Annotated in this window: 10 protein-coding genes; 5 read left to right on the top strand and 5 right to left on the bottom strand. The window is 69.7% G+C overall.

What is annotated here, in order from left to right:
* Positions 1–228: 228 nt before the first annotated feature.
* Positions 229–1,266 (top strand): LacI family DNA-binding transcriptional regulator, encoded by a 1,038-nt coding sequence (locus GXP74_RS18875; protein WP_225448036.1) that lies wholly within the window; start codon positions 229–231, stop codon positions 1,264–1,266.
* Between the two features lie 390 nt (positions 1,267–1,656).
* On the opposite strand, the gene GXP74_RS18870 is transcribed toward GXP74_RS18875, so the two are convergent.
* Positions 1,657–2,796 (bottom strand): cellulose binding domain-containing protein, encoded by a 1,140-nt coding sequence (locus GXP74_RS18870; RefSeq protein WP_225448035.1) that lies wholly within the window; start codon positions 2,794–2,796, stop codon positions 1,657–1,659.
* Positions 2,797–3,209: 413 nt separating this feature from the next.
* Here GXP74_RS18870 and GXP74_RS18865 point away from each other — a divergent pair, with 413 nt between their 5' ends.
* Positions 3,210–6,113, top strand: coding sequence for an RICIN domain-containing protein (locus GXP74_RS18865; protein ID WP_225448034.1), 2,904 nt, complete (start codon positions 3,210–3,212; stop codon positions 6,111–6,113).
* A gap of 101 nt (positions 6,114–6,214) precedes the next feature.
* Here the strand turns inward: GXP74_RS18865 and GXP74_RS18860 are convergent, their stop codons facing one another.
* Positions 6,215–6,829 (bottom strand): TetR/AcrR family transcriptional regulator, encoded by a 615-nt coding sequence (locus GXP74_RS18860; protein WP_182452620.1) that lies wholly within the window; start codon positions 6,827–6,829, stop codon positions 6,215–6,217.
* Positions 6,830–6,932: 103 nt separating this feature from the next.
* Between GXP74_RS18860 and GXP74_RS18855 the strand changes: the two genes are divergently transcribed.
* Together GXP74_RS18855 and GXP74_RS18850 are read left to right on the top strand one after the other, a co-directional pair.
* The gene (locus GXP74_RS18855) at positions 6,933–7,511 is read left to right on the top strand and encodes a nuclear transport factor 2 family protein (RefSeq protein ID WP_182452619.1); all 579 of its coding nucleotides are present in this window, start codon (positions 6,933–6,935) and stop codon (positions 7,509–7,511) included.
* Between the two features lie 58 nt (positions 7,512–7,569).
* Positions 7,570–8,553: an alpha/beta fold hydrolase gene (locus GXP74_RS18850; protein WP_225448033.1), complete on the top strand. Its 984-nt coding sequence runs from the start codon at positions 7,570–7,572 to the stop codon at positions 8,551–8,553.
* Positions 8,554–8,753: 200 nt separating this feature from the next.
* Here GXP74_RS18850 and GXP74_RS18845 read toward each other — a convergent pair whose 3' ends face one another.
* The 3 genes from GXP74_RS18845 to GXP74_RS18835 all read right to left on the bottom strand — a co-directional run bounded on the left by GXP74_RS18845 (position 8,754) and on the right by GXP74_RS18835 (position 15,947).
* Entirely contained in the window at positions 8,754–10,103 is a 1,350-nt protein-coding gene (locus GXP74_RS18845) for a glycoside hydrolase family 27 protein (protein WP_182452618.1), read from the bottom strand.
* Positions 10,104–10,250: 147 nt separating this feature from the next.
* Positions 10,251–13,463, bottom strand: a complete 3,213-nt coding sequence (locus tag GXP74_RS18840) for a glycoside hydrolase family 3 C-terminal domain-containing protein (protein ID WP_182452617.1) — start codon at positions 13,461–13,463, stop codon at positions 10,251–10,253.
* An 81-nt stretch (positions 13,464–13,544) separates the two neighbouring features.
* Entirely contained in the window at positions 13,545–15,947 is a 2,403-nt protein-coding gene (locus tag GXP74_RS18835) for a carbohydrate-binding protein (RefSeq protein ID WP_182452616.1), read from the bottom strand.
* Positions 15,948–16,678: 731 nt separating this feature from the next.
* Here GXP74_RS18835 and GXP74_RS18830 point away from each other — a divergent pair.
* Positions 16,679–18,796, top strand: a complete 2,118-nt coding sequence (locus tag GXP74_RS18830) for a glycoside hydrolase family 2 TIM barrel-domain containing protein (RefSeq protein ID WP_182452615.1) — start codon at positions 16,679–16,681, stop codon at positions 18,794–18,796.
* Positions 18,797–18,828: the final 32 nt, after the last annotated feature.

Genomic DNA, 18,828 nt, shown 5'->3' with positions numbered 1-18,828 from the left:
CTGTTCGTCCGAACCGAAGGTGCTGGACCAGTCGCTTTCCAGGTACCTGCCAAGGCGGGGCGCGCGCCCGCGCGCTGTCGCCGGAGCCGGGGGCCGCGCCGGGCGGCGCGCCTTTCACCGGCCCATCCTGTCCCGCGGTCGCGCTCTTGTACTCTCACGTTGTAGCCGCTGCCGACGCGCAGTCGTCTCGATGTCCGGGACCATCGGCGGAAGGGGAGGGCGGGAGACGTGACCGAGGAGACCAGCAGACCGGCGGCACCGCGGCTCAAGGACGTGGCCGAACTCGCCCAGGTGTCGATGAAGACCGTCTCCAACGTCGTCAACGGGACCGTCCCGGTCGCCGAGGCGACCAGGCAGCGGGTCCAGGACGCGATCGACGCGCTCGGGTACCAGCCGAACGTCACGGCCAGGCGGCTGCGCACCGGGCGCAGCGGGGTGATCGCGCTGGCCTTCCCGGAGCTGCCGTCGCCCTACTTCGCGGAGCTCGCGGTCGAGGTCATCGCCGCGGCCCGGCGCAAGGGCATCACCGTGCTGATGGACGACACCGGCGGCGACCCGACCGCCGAGCTGCGGATCGCCTCCGGCCTGGGCGACCCGACGATCGACGGGGTGATCCTCAGCCCGCTGGGCCTGGACCGGATGACCCTGCTGTCCCGGCCCCGGGACATCCCGCTGGTCCTGCTCGGGGAGGCCGACCTGGGGCCGGTGGCCGACCGGGTGCACATCGACAACGTCTCCGGCGCCCGCGACGTGACGCAGCACCTGATCGACGAGGGCTACCGCCGGATAGCCGCCATCGGCTGGCAGGATCCGGCGCCCCGGGCCACGGCCGAGCAGCGGCTGGCGGGCTACCGGGACGCCCTCGAATCCGCGGGCATGGAGGTGGACGAGGCGCTGATGCCTCCGGTGCGCGCCTACTTCCGCCCGGACGGGGCCGCCGCGATGCGGCGGCTGCTGAAGCTGCCCAACCGTCCGGACGCGGTGTTCTGCTTCAACGACCTGCTGGCGCTGGGCGCGCTGCGGGCCGTGCACGAGGCCGGGCTGCGGGTGCCGCAGGACATCGCCATCGTCGGCTTCGACGACGTGGAGGAGGCGGAGTACTCGATCCCCTCGCTGACCACGGTCGCGCCGGACAAGCGGCACATCGCCGAGCTCGCGGTGCGCTGCCTGGTCGAGCGGATGGAGCAGCGCTTCTCCGGACCCAGTCGGCAGATCACCCTCGGCTACCGGGTGGTGGTCCGCGAGAGCAGCCGCCGTCCGGGCTGACCCGGGACGGCTCGCGGCACCGACACCGGGGCCGCGGCGGGCGGACGTACCGTCGTCTGGCATGTGGTCACCTCAACTCCGTTCGCCGGGCCGGACGCCTGGTGGTGGTGCGGCCCCCGGTACCGGACCCGCGGCCCGGCGCCGGTACGCCGGTGGCGCAGCGCGCTCCGCGGGCGGCGGGCCACCGGTCCACGGTGCCCGTCGCAGTTGATTCCAACGTTGTAGAGGACCATGGGCCATGGGCATGCCCACTGTCAAGAATCTCGGCGGGACTGTGCCGCCGGCCTCCGGCGGATCCCGGCGGCGGCATCCGGAAAGCACTGTGACCGACCCGGGGACAGGCCGGGTCGGTCACAGGGTCAGCCGCGGTGCGGCGGAGCGCTCAGCGGGTCAGGTCGAGCTACAGCTGAGCGTCGGGGTGCCGTTACTGCCGCTCCAGGTGCCCTGGAGACCGAAGGTGGTACTGGCCCCGGGTGCGATCACGTTGTTGTAGGACAGGCTGCTCGCCGAGACCGTGCCGCCGGACTGGGCCGCACTGGCGTTCCAGGCGCTGCTGAGCTGCTGCCCGTCGGGCCAGGTCCACTGCACGTTCCAGGAGTTGCTGGGCTTGCTGCCGGTGTTGGTGACGGTGACCGTGTCGGTGAAGCCGGTGCTCCACTGGTCCGTCACCGCGAGCGCCGCCGTGCACCCGGTGCCGGTGCCGCCGCCGGTGCCGCCACCGCCGGTACCGCCGCCGGTGCCGCTGTTGGCGGTGGCGTCGAAGGAGAAGCTGTTGGTGGCCAGCCCCTGGCCGCCCTGCCAGATCTCGAAGCCCGCCTCGGCGTCGATGAGGTAGTTCGCCGGGTTGACCGAGCCGCGCGCCACGGCGTCGTCGATGAGCGCCTTCACGTCCAGGTTGCTGAAGGAGGTGCCGCCGCCCTGGAGGACGTAGGAGATGATCTTCCACGAGGTCTGCTGGCCGGTCCAGACGTTCCAGTTGTAGCCCGCCGCCGTGGAGGTGCCGGTCTGCGAGCCGAAGGGCTGGACACCGCCCCGGCTGTTCAGCCAGACCATGATCTCGGTGCCGTCCGGCTGCCCCGAGGTGGTCGGCGTCGAGTTGATCCAGATGTCGTAGGCCACGTCGTACGCGCCGGAGGCGGGCTGGACGGTGCTCCAGGAGGAGGTGGCGTCGGCCAGGTCGCTGACCTGGATCGGCAGTCCGCTGCCGCTGGTGCAGGCGCCCCAGTGGCAGCCCTTGTACAGCGAGGGGTAGGTGGCGGGCGCGCCGTTGGTGGGCAGGCCGAAGTCGGCCGTGCTCACCGACCAGGCGGTGCCGCCGTTCGAGGTGACGCACTGCTGGGCGCTGGAGTTCCACTCGTTGGCCTGCAGCGTGTACTCGCCGCTGTTGACGGCGATGGTGCCCTGCGGTTCGCAGGTGGTCGCGGCGTCGGCGTGCGCCGAACCCGCCGCGCCGAGCGGGACCAGCAGCGAGGCCAGGAAGGCCCCGGCGACCACCGCTGTTCGCAGCCTTCCGAGCATGGGGGTGAACACAGTTGATCCTCCGTCACAGGTGGGTGAGGTGGGACGGCACGCGAACCGGGGCCTTCCGGCGAGATCTGGGAGCGCTCCCATTCTTGCGCACACCTGTCCCTTCGGTGGATCGGAAACCACGGCCCCGCGCACGGTGTCCGGCGGGGTGGCGTTCACCCCTTGAAGGGGATGGTGAACATCCGGCGCGCTCAACATGAAGCCACCAACCTGACAAGCCGTCAAGAGCGCGACCTGATTTCATGACTTGAACATGCCGACCAGATCCGGACGCGAACCGGGAAACGCCCGCAGATTCTGCCGCACGGGCCCTTGACGGGTCCGACTCAGGGGAGTTCTCTGGCAGGTGGCGAGAATTGCAACGTTGAAATCTGAGCCCGAAGACACTCGTCCCCCACCACCCTCGGGAGCCCTCCGTGGACCGTCGCACGTTCCTCCGCAGCTCGCTGGGCGCGATCGGCGCCGTGGGCCTGACCGGGCTGCTCGCCCGCCAGGCCGCCTACGCGGCGAGCGGTACCCCGATCTCCCTGGTCGGGAACACCTCGGGCGGCGGCCTCTACCACCCGAACCTGGCCCCGCTGGCCCGCACACCACTGCTGCGGCTGCCCGTTGGCTCGGTCAAGGCCTCCGGCTGGCTACAGCAGCAGCTGTCACTCCAACTCGCGGGCCTCAACGGGCAGATGGACACCGTCTCGCACTTCCTCGACCTGTCCACCACCGGTTGGGCGGTGCCCTCCCAGGTCGGCTGGGAGGAGGTGCCCTACTGGCTCAGGGGCTACGTCGACCTGGGCGCCATCACCGGTGACGCCCACACCGTGTCCACCACCGCGAGCTGGATCGATGCCATCCTCGCCACCCAGGCGTCCGACGGCTTCTTCGGGCCGACCTCGCTGCGCACCTCCCTGGGCGGGGGCCCCGACTTCTGGCCGTACATGCCGATGATGCAGGTCATGCGCTCCTACCAGGAGGCGACCGGGGACAGCAGGATCATCCCGTTCATGACGGCGTTCTACCAGTACCAGAGCAAGCAGGGACCGTCAGCCTTCAACCAGAGCTGGGCCTCCTTCCGCTGGGCCACCAACCTGGACTCGCTGTGGTGGCTCTACAACCGCACCGGCGACAGCTTCCTGCTCACCCTGGCCGACACCGTCCACGCCAACGGCGCCGACTACGTGGACAACCTGCCGACCCTGCACAACGTCAACCTGGCCCAGGGCTTCACCGAGCCCGCCCAGTACTCGCTGCGCGACGGCGGCAGTTCGCTGCTCCGGGCCAGCTACCAGGACTACCAGCTGATCATGGGCAGCTACGGGCAGTTCGCCGGTGGCGGTTTCGCCGGGGACGAGAACTGCCGCCCCGGCTACGCCGATCCCCGGCAGGGCTTCGAGACCTGCGGCATCGTCGAGTTCATGCAGAGCCACCAGACGCTGACCCGGCTGACCGGCGACCCGACCTGGGCCGACGCCTGCGAGTTGCTCGCGTTCAACGGCTTGCCCGCCGCGCTGGACCCGCAGGGCAAGGGCACCCACTACGTCAGCAGCCCCAACTGCGTGCAGTTGGACGACTACGCCAAGACCCAGGGGCAGTTCGACGACGGCTTCGCGCTCCAGGCCTACATGACCGGGATCGACCAGTACCGCTGCTGCCCGCACAACTACGGCCAGGGCTGGACCTACTTCACCGACACGCTGTGGCTGGCCACCGCGGACAACGGCCTGGCCGCCTCGATGTACGCCCCGTGCGGCGTCACCGCGAACGTCGGCTCCGGGCAGAGCGTGACCGTCACCGAGAGCACCGCCTATCCGTTCGGCGAGACGGTGACGCTGACCGTGACCACCGGCGCGGCCGTCTCCTTCCCGCTCTACCTGCGGATCCCGGGCTGGTGCTCGGCGCCCGTCGTCCAGGTGAACGGCAGCGCGGTGGCCGCCTCGTCCGGACCGTCCTGGGCGTCGGTGAACCGCACTTGGAGCAACGGCGACACGGTCACCGTCACCCTGCCGATGCAGACCGAGGTGACCACCTGGACCGCCAACCACGACTCGGTGTCGGTCAGCAACGGACCGCTCGCCTACTCGCTGCAGATCGGCGAGAACTACCTCGACATGACCGGCGACACCACCTGGCCGACCTGGGAGGTCTACCCCACGTCGGCCTGGAACCAGGGCCTGGTGCTGAACCCGGTGAACCCGGCCGCCTCGTTCACCAAGTCGTCCACCGGCGCCACCGCCGCCAACCCGTTCACCCAGTCCGGCACCCCGGTCCAACTGACGGCCACCGCCCAGGCGATCGCCAACTGGACCGCGGACGACCAGAACGTGGTCACCACCCTGCAACCGAGCCCGGTGGCCTCCGCCGAGCCCGCCCACAGCGTGACCCTGATCCCCATGGGGGCGGCCCGGTTGCGGATCACCTCCTTCCCGGTGATCGGCTCCGGCGGTCGTCCGTGGCAGCTCCCGGCGACCCCGTCCGCCTCCTACTGCTGGAGCGGCGACACCGTCAGTGCGCTCAACAGCGCTTACAATCCGGCGAGTTCGGATGACCAGTCGCATCCGCGGTTCACCTGGTGGAACCATCTGGGCACCGCCGAGTGGGTCCAGTACAGCTACACCGGCCCGGTCACCGTCTCCGCCGCCTCCGTCTACTGGTACGACGACACCGGCAGCGGCCAGTGCCGGGTACCGCAGTCGTGGACCGTGCAGTACCTCGACTCCGCGGGCGGCTGGGCGACGGTGAGCGGTGCCTCGGGCTACGGGACGGCCACCGACACCTTCAACACCGTCACCTTCGACGCGGTGACCACCACCCAGCTGCGGCTGGCGGTGCAGCTGGGGAGCGGGGTCTCCGGCGGAATCCTCCAGTGGAACGTCACCGCCGCCCAGGCCGTCGTCACCCCCGGTTCCTGGTACCGGATCCGCAACCAGAACAGCGGCCTGGTGCTGGGCGTCGCCGGGATGTCCACCGCCGACAGCGCCGACGTGGTCCAGTACGCCGACAACGGAACCGCCGACCATCTGTGGCAGTTCACCGACACCGGCAACGGCTGGTTCCAGATCACCAACCGGAACAGCGGCCTGCTGCTGGCGGTCCAGTCGATGTCCCAGGCCGACAGCGCCCCGGTCCAGCAGTACCAGGACAACGGCAGCGCCGACCACCTCTGGTCCCTGATCGACAACGGGAACGGCTGGTACCGGATCCGCAACCGCAACAGCGGCCTGGTGCTCGGCGTTGCCGGGATGTCCACCGCGGACAGCGCCCAGGTCGTGCAGTTCGAGGACAGCGGCACCGCCGACCACCTGTGGCAGCCGGTCCTGTCGAGCTGACCCCGCCCGCCCCGGGCCGACCCGGCGGCACCGACCGGTACGAGCAGATCACCCGGAACCACAGCTGAGGCCCGCCGGTTCCGCCGCTCCCGGTGGTCCCGCTACAGCGCCAGCAGCGGGAGCAGCACCTCGTCGACCACGGCCCTGACCTCCTCGTCGGGGACAGGGCCGCGGTCGATGGACTCCGCCACGATCAGTCGCGGGCCGATGGCCGCGGTGCGGGCGGTGGCGCGCTCGGGGGCGGCCTGGCCGCGGTCGACCGCGGTGCGCATGCAGTCCAGCAGGACGATCCGGTGTGGATTGATGACCTGGTCCATGACCTGGGCGAAGAGCTCGGGATGGCGGGGGCGCTGGGTCAGCAGGGGCCGCAGGGCGCGTCCGCGCGGTTCCTCCAGTAGCCGGGCGAACTTGGTGAGCAGGACCAGCAGGTCACCCCGCAGGGTCCCGGTGTCCGGCACCACTGGCCGCCCCAGACCGGCGTCCTCGTCCTTGAGCGCGGCCAGGACAAGTTCGGCGGTGGTGCTCCAGCGCCGGTACAGCACGGATTTCCCGGTACCCGCCTTCGGGGCGATCTTCTCGAAGCTCAGTTCCTCGAAGCTGGTCGCGGCCAGTTCCTCCAGCGTCGCCCGGTAGATCGCCTGGGTCAGCTCCGCGCCCCGGCGGCGGGTGGCGGGGGCGTGGAGCTGCGGCGAGGGTGTTGCGGAGGAGGCGGTCACCCTTCCCGTTATAGCCGCCGGTGTCCGTTCGCGTCGAACAGGGCACCGGTGTACGGTGGATTTAAGAAACGAATCTGTCCTCTATCCACAGGAGCCCTACACCATGGACGCACGTCTTGAGGACCGCGCCGCGATCGCCGATCTGATGACCGGCTGGATGCACCGCGACCTGAGCGAATGGGACCAGCTGCGCGGCCTGTTCCACCCCGGAGCCACCATCGCGATCACCTGGTTCGACGGCCTGGCCGCCGACTTCGTGGCGGGATCGGCCCGCATGGGCGCCTCCGACCTGCGCAACAAGCACGTCATCACCCACCCGCAGATCACCTTCAACGGCGACCGCGCCCTGGTGCAGACCAACGCGATGATCATCGCCGAGAACACCGCCCTGGAGCTCGGCGCGACCGCCCACAACCGCTTCCTGGACCAGGTCGAGAAGCGCGACGGCGTCTGGCGCATCAGCCGCCGCGACAGCAGCTACGACATGAGCTACTTCAACTTCCTCACCAAGGTCCAGGAGATCGACGAGAAGGCCGTGAGCGCCTTCCCGCGCGAGTACGCCGCCCTGGCCTACCTGCTGGAGAAGTCCGGCTTCCCCATCGTGCGCGAGTTCCCCACCCGCGACAGCGCCCTGGAGGCCGAGATCAAGGCCTCCGGCGTTGCCTGGCTCAACGAGAACTGACCCGCACCCGGCTCTTCCGCCCCCCACCGCCATCCGGACCACCACCAAGGAATCCCCCGTGCCGCACCTGGAAGCCGCCGACCGCGCGGACACCTTCGTCCCGCACTCCATCGAGGAGCAGCTGGTCGACCTGGGCGAGATCAGGATGAACTACGCCACCCTCGGCGACCCCTCCCTGCCCGCCCTGCTGCTGGTCCCCGCGCAGTCCGAGTCCTGGTGGGGCTACGAGCGCGCGATGCCGCTGCTGGCCGAGCACTTCCAGGTCTTCGCGGTGGACCTGCGCGGCCAGGGACGCTCCACCTGGACCCCCGGTCGCTACACCGTCGACGTCATGGGCGGCGACCTGGTCCGCTTCATCGACCTGGTCATCGGCCGCCCGGTCGTCGTCAGCGGCATGTCCTCCGGCGGCGTGCTGGCCGCCTGGCTGTCCGCCTACGCCAAGCCCGGCCAGATCCGGGCCGCGGTCTACGAGGACACCCCGCTGTTCGCCTCCGAGCTGGTCACCACCTGCGGCCAGCCCGTCAATCAGGGCATGGGGCCCTCGTTCGCGCTGTGGCACAGGTACCTGGGCGACCAGTGGAGCATCGGCGACTGGGCGGGCTTCCGCGCCGCCGCCCCGCGTGAACTCTCCCGGCCGCTGCTGGAGGCCCTGTCGGTCATGGTCCCGCGCCCGCAGAGCATCCCCGCCGACGCACCCGCCCCGCAGAACCTCAAGGAGTACGACCCCGAGTGGGGCCGCTCCTTCGCCACCGGCCTGGCCACCGCCGGCTGCGACCACGCCACCATGCTCTCCCACGTCAAGGTCCCGGTCCTGTTCACCCACCACTACCACCAGCGGGACGAGGAGACCGGCATCTACCAGGGTGCGATCTCCGACCCCCAGGCCAAGCGGGTCCGGGAACTGGTCACCGCCGCCGGCCAGGACTTCACCTACCTGGACTTCCCCGGCATGCCCCACTCGATGCACGGCCACCGGCCCGAGCTCTACGCGAGCACCGTCGTCGACTGGGCCGCCCAGCTCCCCACCGCCACGCACCACTGATCAGCCTTCCGCGGTCGGCGGCCCCGCCCCTCCGCGGCGGAGCCCTGTTCACCGAGGACTCCGGAGGGCGCCGCGGCGACGGTTCCACGTCGCCGGCCGCCCTGACCGTAGGGCGCCGCGGGGTATCGAACGTCGGCTGAAGGTCTGGTTCCCGGTGCTGAAGCGCCGCATGCCGACCCCTCCCCAGGGGCGGCCCGCTACTACGGGGTCACTGTGGTGAAGGCGACTCCACCGGCTGCCACACCGGTGGTGTAGGTGCTGTGTGTGCCGAGCGACTTGCCGCTCAGTACGTCCGTGAGGCTCGCCGAGCCGGTCAGCCCGAGCTTCGACAGCGGGAGGCTGAAGGTGTGGCTCGACGAGGTGTCGGTGTTGAAGATGCCGATCTGCCAGTCACCGTCCTTCTCGCGCTTGGCGAAGACCTGCTCGTTGCCGCTGTCGATGATCCGGGAGGCGGCGATGCCGTCCTGGTCGACAGCGATCACCGCTTTGTCGGCCAGCAGGGCCTTGTCGGCGGAGTCCAGGTGCGTCAGGTCGGCGCCCAGCATGAACTGGGAGTCCGCCAGGGCCCACAGGGCCACGTTCGTCTGCCGCTCGGGGGAGGTGATCCCGTCGTTGCCGCCGTTGCCGACGCCCAGGGAGTCGAGGTCGTTCCAGCCGCCGTTTCCGGCGAAGGGCTGGTACGTGGCCGCGTCGTTGAACCGCTTGGAGACGTTGTTCCAACTGGTCAGCGGGAAGCTGGAACCCCTGGGACTGGCGCCGATGTCGCCGTCGACGCGCCAGGAGTTGGCGAGCGACGCCCAGGTCTTGCCGTCGCCGGAGGAGAGGCTGGCGGACAGGTTCAGTGCGATCGGGCGGCCGGTCTGCTTGAGCGCGGTCGACCAGGCCTGCACGTCGGCGACCTTGTCGGGGCCGACGCCGTCGAGCTTGACGTAGTCCACGCCCCAGGACGCCAGTTCGTCGGCCCAGGAGTTGATGAAGGCCTGTGCGCCGGGCTTGCTGTAGTCGATGTTCCGCATGCCGCCGCAGTTGAAGTTGCTCGCGGAGGAGCTCTCGGCGATCTCGTTGGCGGTGTAGGAGGTGCCTTTGATACTGGTCCTGTTCGCCACGGCCTGGGCTGAGATGCCCGGGGTCACGTACAGCCCGAACTTCAGTCCCTTGCTGTGGACGTAGTTCGCCAGGACCTGCATGCCGTCGGTGGAGCCGCTGTTGGGGAAGGCACTGGTGTTGGTTACCCAGCGGCCGTAGGAGTCGACGTCCGGGCCCTCACTGCCGGGGCACTTGTACCAGAAGTCGTCCAGGTTGGCGTAGTTGTAGCCGAGCTTGCTCAGCCCGCTCGACACCAGGGCGTTGACCTGGGCCTTGAACGTGGCCGCGGTGGGGTCCCGCTGTAGGAAGCCCCAACTGCTCCAGCCCATCAACGGGGCCTTCGTGGCCAGTCCGTTGTTCTCCGCCGGTACCGCCACGGAGGCCGGTGCCGCCGTGGCCGGTGGCATCGTCACTACCGCGCCCACACTGGCGGCCAGCGCCAGCACCACCCATCGTGATCTCATGTGTCCTCCGTCTGTACGGGAAAGCGTGGTGGACGACGGCACGTCCGGCTCCCGACGGGGCTCTCGTTCTCGTTGAGGGCCCCGTGCGGGCAACCTGACCGTCGCTTGTTCTCGATTGCTGGTAGCGGACGCCCCGGCGGGGACGGCTCAGGGCAGCGTCCACTTCTGGGCGTCGGTGCCGTTGCAGTCGTAGATCTGGAGTTGCGTACCCGCGGTGGCGGAGGCGGCCGGGTCGTCCAGGCAGCGGCCCGAGTCGGGGTTGAGCAGCGCGCCATCGGCCTGTGGCTGCCAGGTCTGGGCGCCGGTGCCGTTGCAGGTGTAGAGCTGGACCAGGGTGTTGTTCGCGGTTCCGGCGGCGGTGACGTCGAGGCACTTGCCCAGAACCTGGAGGGTGTGGTCGGCGGCCACGGTCCACTGCTGGGCAACGGTGCCGTTGCAGCCGTAGATGTCGACCGGGTTGCTGTCGGCGGTGCTCGCCGCCTTGTCGTCCAGGCACAGCGACGACGAGACCCCGGAGACGATCGGGCCGGTCCTGAGGGGTGCGGTGGTGGTCCAGACGAAGGTGGCGCTTCCCGTGGCCCCGGTGTTGTCGGTCGCGGTCACGGTGACCGTGCTGGTGCCGGCGGACGTGGCCGTGCCGGAGACGGTCCCGGTGCCGGAGTTCACGGTGAGGCCGGACGGGAGGCCGGTGGCCGTGTAGGTCAGGCTCTGGCCGGAGGCAGAGTCGGAACCCTTGATGCCGAGTGCGGCCGCGGTGCCGACCTGGCTGCTCATCCCCGGCGGCGGGGTCACCGTGACGGTGTTGCCGGTGGCCGTGGAGGTGACGTCGAGGGTGCCGCTCAGCTGCGGGTTGCCGGAGGTGTCGCCGACCTGGACGCCGTAGGCGCCGGTGGCCGTCTTCCAGGCGTTCGCGCTGTCGCTCCAGTAGGACAGGTCGTGCATGGACACGCTGAAGCTGACCTGCTTGCTGGCTCCCGGGGCCAGGTCGACCCGTTGGAAGCCCTTGAGCTGCTTGGAGGGTTCCCCGGCGGCGGCGGGGTCGGCCAGGTAGAGCTGGACCACGTCCGCGCCCTCGCGGCGGCCGGTGTTGGTCACCGTGGCGGTCACCTCGGAGTTCCCGTGTGCGTCCGGCCCGGTGACGTTCAGGCCGCTGTAGCCGAAGCTGGTGTACGACAGGCCGTAGCCGAACGGGAACAGCGGGGTGATCCCCTTGTCCTCGTACCAGCGGTAGCCCATGGCCAGGCCCTCGGAGTACTGGACCTGGTTGTCCTGCCCCGGCCACTGCGCCTCGGTGTTCGCGGGCACGTCGGTCAGGGACGTGGGGAAGGTCACCGGCAGCTTGCCGGACGGGTCGACGTCACCGAACAGCAGGGCGGCGATCGCGGTGCCCTCGCTCTGTCCCGCGTACCAGCTGTCGAGGACCGCGGAGACGCTGCCGAGCCAGGGCATGGTGACCGCCGAGCCGGTGTTCAGCACGACCACGGTGTGCGGGTTGACCGCGGCCACATCGGATATCAACTGGTTCTGGTCACCGGGAAGTTCGATGTCGCTCAGGTCCGAGCCCTCGGACGCGTCGGTCTTCGCGAAGACCACCGCGACCGACGACGTCCTGGCCAGGGCGACCGCCTGGGTGAGCACGCTGTCGGAGTAGTTCGCCGGGGTCCAGGACAGCGCGAGTTGACTGCCACCGGTCCTGTTGTAGTAGTCGACCTCGATCGGGACGCTCTGGCCCGCGGTCAGGGTGACGCTGGCGGACTGGGTGTGCGCGTCCTGGTCGCCCCACTGGTCGACCAGCGTCCTGCCGCCCAGGATCACCCGGCTGCCGTCGTCACTGGTGGTGGCGAAGGTGTAGACGCCGGTCGCCGGTGCCTTCAGGGTGCCGGTCCACTTCGCGGACCAGTCGGTCGCGTTGACCCCGGTGCCGGGGCTCGCGCCGTTCCAGTTCGAGTCCAGGGTGGTGCTGTTCCGGGTGAGTACCGGGCTACCGGACAGCGTGGTGTTGTTGTAGAAGTACCCGGTCAGTCCGGTTCCGCCGCCCGAGGTCGGGGTCAACACGCTCGCGGGCACGTCGGCCAGCGTCGAGTCGGCTGTCGAGCCCTGCGCGTACTGGACGTTCACACCGGATCCGGCGCGAGCGGTGATGCCCTGCTGCGGGGTGACCACCGAGGCCGCCCTGACCGAGGCGCTGCCGCCGCCGGAGTTCTGGTAGTTGCCGAGCACCGCGATCGACGAGCCGGAGGCGGTGCCCAGTGGCAGGACGCCGCCCGCGTTCTTCAGCAGCACCGTGCCCTCTTCGGCGATCTCGGTCCCGGTGGACACGTGCGCACCGGTACTGACATCGGCTCCGGTCGAGCCGGACGGGGTCTTGTCGAAGAGGCCGAAGGTGAACATCTCGGTCAGGATCCGGCTCACCATGGTGTTCAGGGTGGCCTGGGTCACCGTGCCGTCGGCCAGAGCCGTGGCGAGCGGGGCCCCGTAGTAGTCCGCCTTGCCCATCTCCATGTCCATACCGGCGTTGGCCGAGGCCGCGGTGGCGTGGGTGGCACCCCAGTCGGAGGTGACGAAGCCCTGGAAGCCGTCCTGTTGGCGGAGCACGGTGTTCAGCAGGTACGGGTTCTGGCAGGCGGCGGTGCCGTTGACGGTGCTGTAGGAGCACATCACCGACGAGGCCGCGCCCTGTTGGACGGCGGCCTGGAAGGCCGGGAGGTACAGCTCCTGCATCGTGCGGTCGTCGACGATCGCGTCATCGGCCGGGCTGTTGCGGTAGGTCTCCTGGTTGTACACGGCCAGGTGCTTGACCTGGGCCATCACGCCGGTGCTCTGCACGCCCCGGATCTCGGCCGCGGCGAGGGTGCCGGTGAGGTACGGATCCTCCCCCAGCGTCTCGAAGGCGCGTCCCCAACGCGGGTCCCGCACCAGGTTCACCGTCGGACCGAGGTCGACGTCCGAGCCCTTGGCCGCCTGTTCGGCCCCGACGACCGCGCCGTAGCCCTGCTCGGCGGCGGTGTCCCAGGTGGCCGCGGCGCTGACCGCGGCGGGCAGTTGGGTCACCCCGGTCAGTCCGTCGCCCACCCCCGAGGGGCCGTCCTCCAGGTTCAGCGCGGGTACGCACAGCGCCGGGATCGCCGCCACCACACCGACGTAGCCGCCGCTGCCGGTTCCGCCGACCATCGACAGCTTCTGGGCCTGCGACATCGCCCCGACCAGCTGCGACACCCGGTCGGCGACCGGCGCCGACGAACCGACCCAGGGACAGGCGGTGCTCGCCGCGGCGGGCGGCGCGGCCCCGGTCTGGCCGACGATGCCCGCGGCCAACAGCGCGCCGCCGACGGCGACACTCAACCAACGATTCCGTGCCATGGGATCTCTCCTTGCGTGACTCCGGCACTGGTTCTGTCCCACAGGTCGGGACAGGGTGGCCGACCGGGTGTCGCGTTGTGGTCAGGGGGTGATGGTGATGACGGCTTCGTTGCTCGCCGCCGCGGTGACGGCGACGGTGAAGATGCCGGTCGTCGTGGTGTATCCGACCGTGCCGACCCTGCCGGTACCGGCGGTGACAGTGGGCTCGCGGGTCGCGTGACCGTGCAGGGTCACCGGCCCCTCGCCCGCCGCGAAGGCGACGGTGACCTGTACCTTGCCGTCGTCGCTCAGGTGCGTGATGCGCTTGTCCCCGTGCGAGACGAACTTGCCCGCGTCGCCCAGGAAGGCGATACCGGAGGAGCCGACCGGGGCGACGACCCAGTAGGTGCCGGTGGTGACCGTGGCGCTCACACTGCCCCCCTGGGCGACCAGGGCTCCGGTACCGGCGAAGTAGTCGTAGGCGTAGGCCGCTCCGGTCACGCCGAGCGCGGCCGGACTGAACGACGCGGTCTGGGAGGGGCCGGTCGGTACGGTGCCCTGGGTGAGCCCGAGCCAGTCGATGTTGGCGCCGTTGGACCCGGTCGCGGTCGCGCGCACGGTGTTCGTGCCCTTCGCCAACGTGACGGTCAATGCCTGGATGCCCCAGGTCGACCAGCCGGCGGTCGGGGCGAACGCCGCCGTCTGCGCGTTGCCGCCGTTCACGGTGACCGCGAGCGGCCGGTTTCCGGTGCCCCCGTTGGCGTAGCGGAACTGCAGGGTGTACGTCCCCGCGGCGGCGGCTTGGACCGTCCACTGCACGTAGTCCTTGTCGGCGTTCTGGAAGTCGGCGTAGCCAGTGCCCGTGTAGCCCGGGTTCTGCGTGCTGACGACCGGCCCCGACAACGTCGCGTCCTCCGCCTGGTACGTCTCCTGCGGCGCCGCGGTCTGCCGCGCGTAGGCGAAGACGTAGCCGTAGGTCCCGCTGGGATGCCCGACGTGCGTGGCGGCGACCATCGCGGGCAGGTCACCGGCGGCCTCGCCGAGGTAGGTCGCGTCGGTCGGGACGATCGGCGCGTCGGGCTTGACGATGACGCCGTCCGGACGGACCACCTTGGCCAGGTTGCCGGCATCCACCTGCTCCAGCGCGTCCCCGACCCCGACCGGTCCCGCGGACAGGTTCGCCAGCAGCAGGTTGTCGGTCTCGCCGCTCATGAAGACGTCGACCCATGGCCAGACGCCCAGCGAGCCGGCGAGTTGCGAGTCGTAGAGGAACACGTCCCACTTCGTCGAGTCGAAGCGGTCGTCGCTGACCCGCATGGTGGTCAGGTTGGGGTAGCGCGTGCTCTGCAGGTAGTCGCGCGGCAGCGGCATGCAGTACTGCACGGCCAGGCCGTCGGCCGCGGCGCAGTCGGCCATGTTGTCGAAGTACGCGTCGGGGTCGGTGAGGTTGTAGGCGGGCTGCGCGCTCTCGCACAGCCAGTCCTGCTCGTAGACGGCGACACCGGAGGACTTGAGGTAGCTCATGACGCTCTGCCAGAACTTCGGGTCGATGACCACGTCGTCCGACATGGTGTACTCACGGCGGTAGGGGCTCGACGCGTCCATCCAGCGCGCGTGGGTGACCAGCGGCACTCCCAGTTTCTGCTGGAACGACGCCAGGCCGTCCGGGAAGAGCTGGCTGTCGGCCTCGTACAGGTAGGTGCCGGCCTCGACGAGGGTCCAGTCCGCGGTCGATCCCTTGGGGTACCACCAGCTGTCGAGCTGCATGTAGCCGAGCGGGATCTTCTTCGTCCTCCACTCGTCGCGGACCGCCAGCAGCGTCCCGGTGTAGCCCAGCGACTGCTCGTAGGTGTAGTAGTAGCCGGCGCCGTGGTCCGTCCAGTAGCCGAGCGTGCCCAGCATCGGGCCGGTGTCGGCGGCCGGCAGGGCCTTCCCGGCCAGCGTGGTCAGCGCGCGGCCCCAGGCGCGGTATGCCGCGCCCAGGCCGGTCTGCGTCGTCAGGATGGTCTGTCGGCTGTAACCGGTCGGCAGCTTGGTGATCGAGCTGAGCACACCCGCGGCGATCGAGCCGTCCGCCGCCATCGTGGTCTGCGCCTGCTGGAAGTGGTTCGCCGCGGAGACGACGAAGGTGTTGCCGCTGTCGTCGAAGAGTGCCCACGGACTGTCCGAGGCATTGGCGAAGGTGTTGAACTGGTACTTCCCGAAGCAGCCCTGGTGGCTGAGCCGATGGGGCAGATCGGGGTAGCCGGTGAACGTCGGGAACGGCGTCGCGTTGGCTGCCGCGTTGACGTAGGTGTCGGTGAAGACCACGGCGGAGGCGCCGTTGTAGACGCGGATGCCGCCCTTCCTCGCACCGGACTGGAAGGTGAACGTGGTCTCGGTGTAGGCGCCCAGCGCGTCCGTGCCCGAGCTGCTGGTGATGCCGGTCGCCGCCGAGCCGACCGAACCGCTGAAGGTCCAGCCCAGGGCGCTCGCGGTCACCTGCCACGTGCCTGTCGAACTCACGGCTCCCCCCAGGACAGCGGGTGCCGCCGCGCTCGCGTTGGCCTGGCCCAACACACCCGTCAGTGGCAGAGCCACGACGACGGCGGACCCGATACCGACGGACTTGATGAAATCCCGGCGGTTGAATCCGGTCATGAGGTGCTCCTCGTCTGGTTGCGGTACAGCGGAGCTCGGCGCCGCTGCGTTGGGTTCTCGTGGAAGTCGCCCGTCAACGTGCCCAGGTGATGGTGCGCCAGGTCGCCCACTGGCTCGGTCCCCGTCGGTGCGTGCGTCCGCACCCCGACTCCGGACAGGGGTGGGGAACCTCGCGGCGACGCTCCTCCGGGCAGCAGGCGGCGAGGCGCGGAGGAGGGCTGGGGGGTGGTAGCCCTCGAACGCCGGGTGGATGAGCCGCTCATGCACCGTCAAGCCTGCCGGGCACCAACGAAGCTAACCAGGGGCTGACAGGCCGTCAATGGTCCCGGCATCGGCACCCGCGTCCCGCATCGGCCAGGGAATGCCCTGCGACCTGCGGGTTTGGCACCCGATAGGCATGTTGGAAATTGTTTATCTTTATTGATCCTTGATCAAAAAGAAGACATGACACCACACCGAGCACCATCTCCCAACATTTTCGCTGTGCAGCAGGGTTGACCCGCATGTTGCTCCAGGCCTAGCGTCACCCCTGCCGAGCCGTTCATATTGACGCCCAAGGTTCACATACATGACCCTGCCCTCCAGGGAAGGCACCCATGAACATTGTCCCGAGCCGCCGGCAGGTCCTCGGCACCCTGGCGGGTGGGGCTCTGGCCGCACTAGCCCTCCGTGACACGGCCGACGCCACGCCGACCGCCCCCGGGGCCTACACGCCTCCTGCCCCGCGCACCTGGCTCAGTCTCGACTCCGGATGGCGGTTCCAAAAGGGCGACGTCACCGGAGCGGACGCGCCCGGGTTCAACGACGGCGCCTGGAGCGCGATCAGCGTCCCGCACACCTGGAACGCGGTGGACGGGGCGGACGGCGGTGGCAACTACTACCGAGGCATCGGCTGGTACCGCAGGCACGTCACCGTGCCCGCGGAACTGGCGGGCAAGATGCTCTTCCTCCAGTTCGCCGGTGCCAACCAGGTCGCCGACGTCTGGGTCAACGGCACCCACCTCGGCCAGCACCAGGGCGGCTACTCCCGCTTCCGGTTCGGCGTCACCACCGCCCTCACCCCGGGCCAGGACGCCGTCATAGCCGTCAGGGTGACCAATGCCGCCAATCCCGACATCGCCCCGCTGAGCGCCGACTACACCTTCCAGGGCGGTATCTACCGCAACGTCAGCCTCTACGCGGTCGACAAGCTCGCGGTGCAGTTACTCGACTACGCCGGGCCCGGCATCTACCTGCGGCAGCGCGCCGTCACCGCCGCCTCGGCGACCGTCGACGTGACCGCGAAGATCTTCAACAACAACAGCACCAGCCGCTCCGTGGTGGTGCGCGCCGTCATCACCGACACCGACGGCCTGATCGTGGCCGACCGGAGCAGCGCCCCGCAGACGATCGCGGCCGACAGCGGCCTGGACCTCCCACTGACGCTCACCGTCGCCAATCCTCGCAGGTGGAACGGCTTGGCCGACCCCTACCAGTACAGTGCCAACGTCGAGGTCAGGGACGCCGCCACCGGGACGGTGACGGACGTGGTCACCGAACCGCTCGGACTGCGCAGCTTCAGCCTCGACCCCGCCACGGGCTTCTCGCTCAACGGCCGGCACCTCGGCCTGCACGGCGTCAACCTGCACCAGGACCGCGCCGTCGTGGGCTGGGCCCAGAGCGACGCCGACCACGCCCAGGACTTCGCCCTGATCAACGAACTCGGTGCGACCGCCATCCGGATGGCGCACTACCAGCACGACCAGAAGGACTACGACCTCGCGGACGCGACCGGAGTGGTGGTCTGGGCGGAGGTGCCCCTGGTCAACAACACCACGGACTCGGCCGCCTTCACCGCGAGCACCGAGAACCAGCTGCGCGAGCTGATCCGCCAGAACTACAACCACCCCTCGATCGTCTTCTGGAGCATCGGCAACGAGCAGAGCAAGGACGACACCCCCACCAACACACTGCTGGCGAACCTCGCCGCGCTCGTCACCAGCGAGGACCCGGACCGCATCAGCACCTACGCGAACGATCTCGGCAACGACGCCCAGGTGACCGGACACGCGGACACCACCGGCTTCAACAAGTACTACGGCTGGTACGGAGGCTCCTGCAACGACCTGGGGCCCTGGGCCGACAGCCTGCACCAGGCCGAGCCGAAACGCACCTTCGCCGTCTCCGAGTACGGGGCGGGTGCGAACACCGCCCAGCACGCACTCAACCCGTCACCACCCGATCCGGGGGGTCAGTTCCATCCGGAGGAGTACCAGGCCCTGCTCCACGAGGCGTCCTGGGGGCAGCTCGCCGCCCGGCCGTTCGTCTGGGGCACGTTCGTCTGGGTCATGTTCGACTTCGCCTCCGACTCCCGCGACGAGGGCGACCAGCCCGGGATCAACGACAAGGGACTGGTCACCCGCGACCGGGCGACCTGCAAGGACGCCTACTACTGGTACAAGGCCAACTGGGCCGCCACACCGACGTTGTACATCACCAGCCGCCGCTGGACCTCGCGGACCGATGCCGCGACCCAGATCAAGGTCTACTCCAACGCCGCGGAGGTCACCGCCGTGCTCAACGGCACCTCCCTGGGCACGATGAGCGGCACCGACCACATGTTCACCTGGACCGGCGTGACCCTGCGGTCCGGCGCCAACACCGTCACCGTCAGCGCAGCCATCGACGGTGTGACCCACACCGACACCGTCACCTGGACCCTGCTCACGAGCTGACCGTGCCCCGCTCCCATCGGCACATCCCCACC

The organism is Streptacidiphilus sp. P02-A3a, assembly GCF_014084105.1.
Classification (GTDB): Bacteria; Actinomycetota; Actinomycetes; order Streptomycetales; family Streptomycetaceae; genus Streptacidiphilus.
Note: the sequence above shows the minus strand (reverse complement) of the source record. Positions and strands in the feature narration are given on the sequence as shown.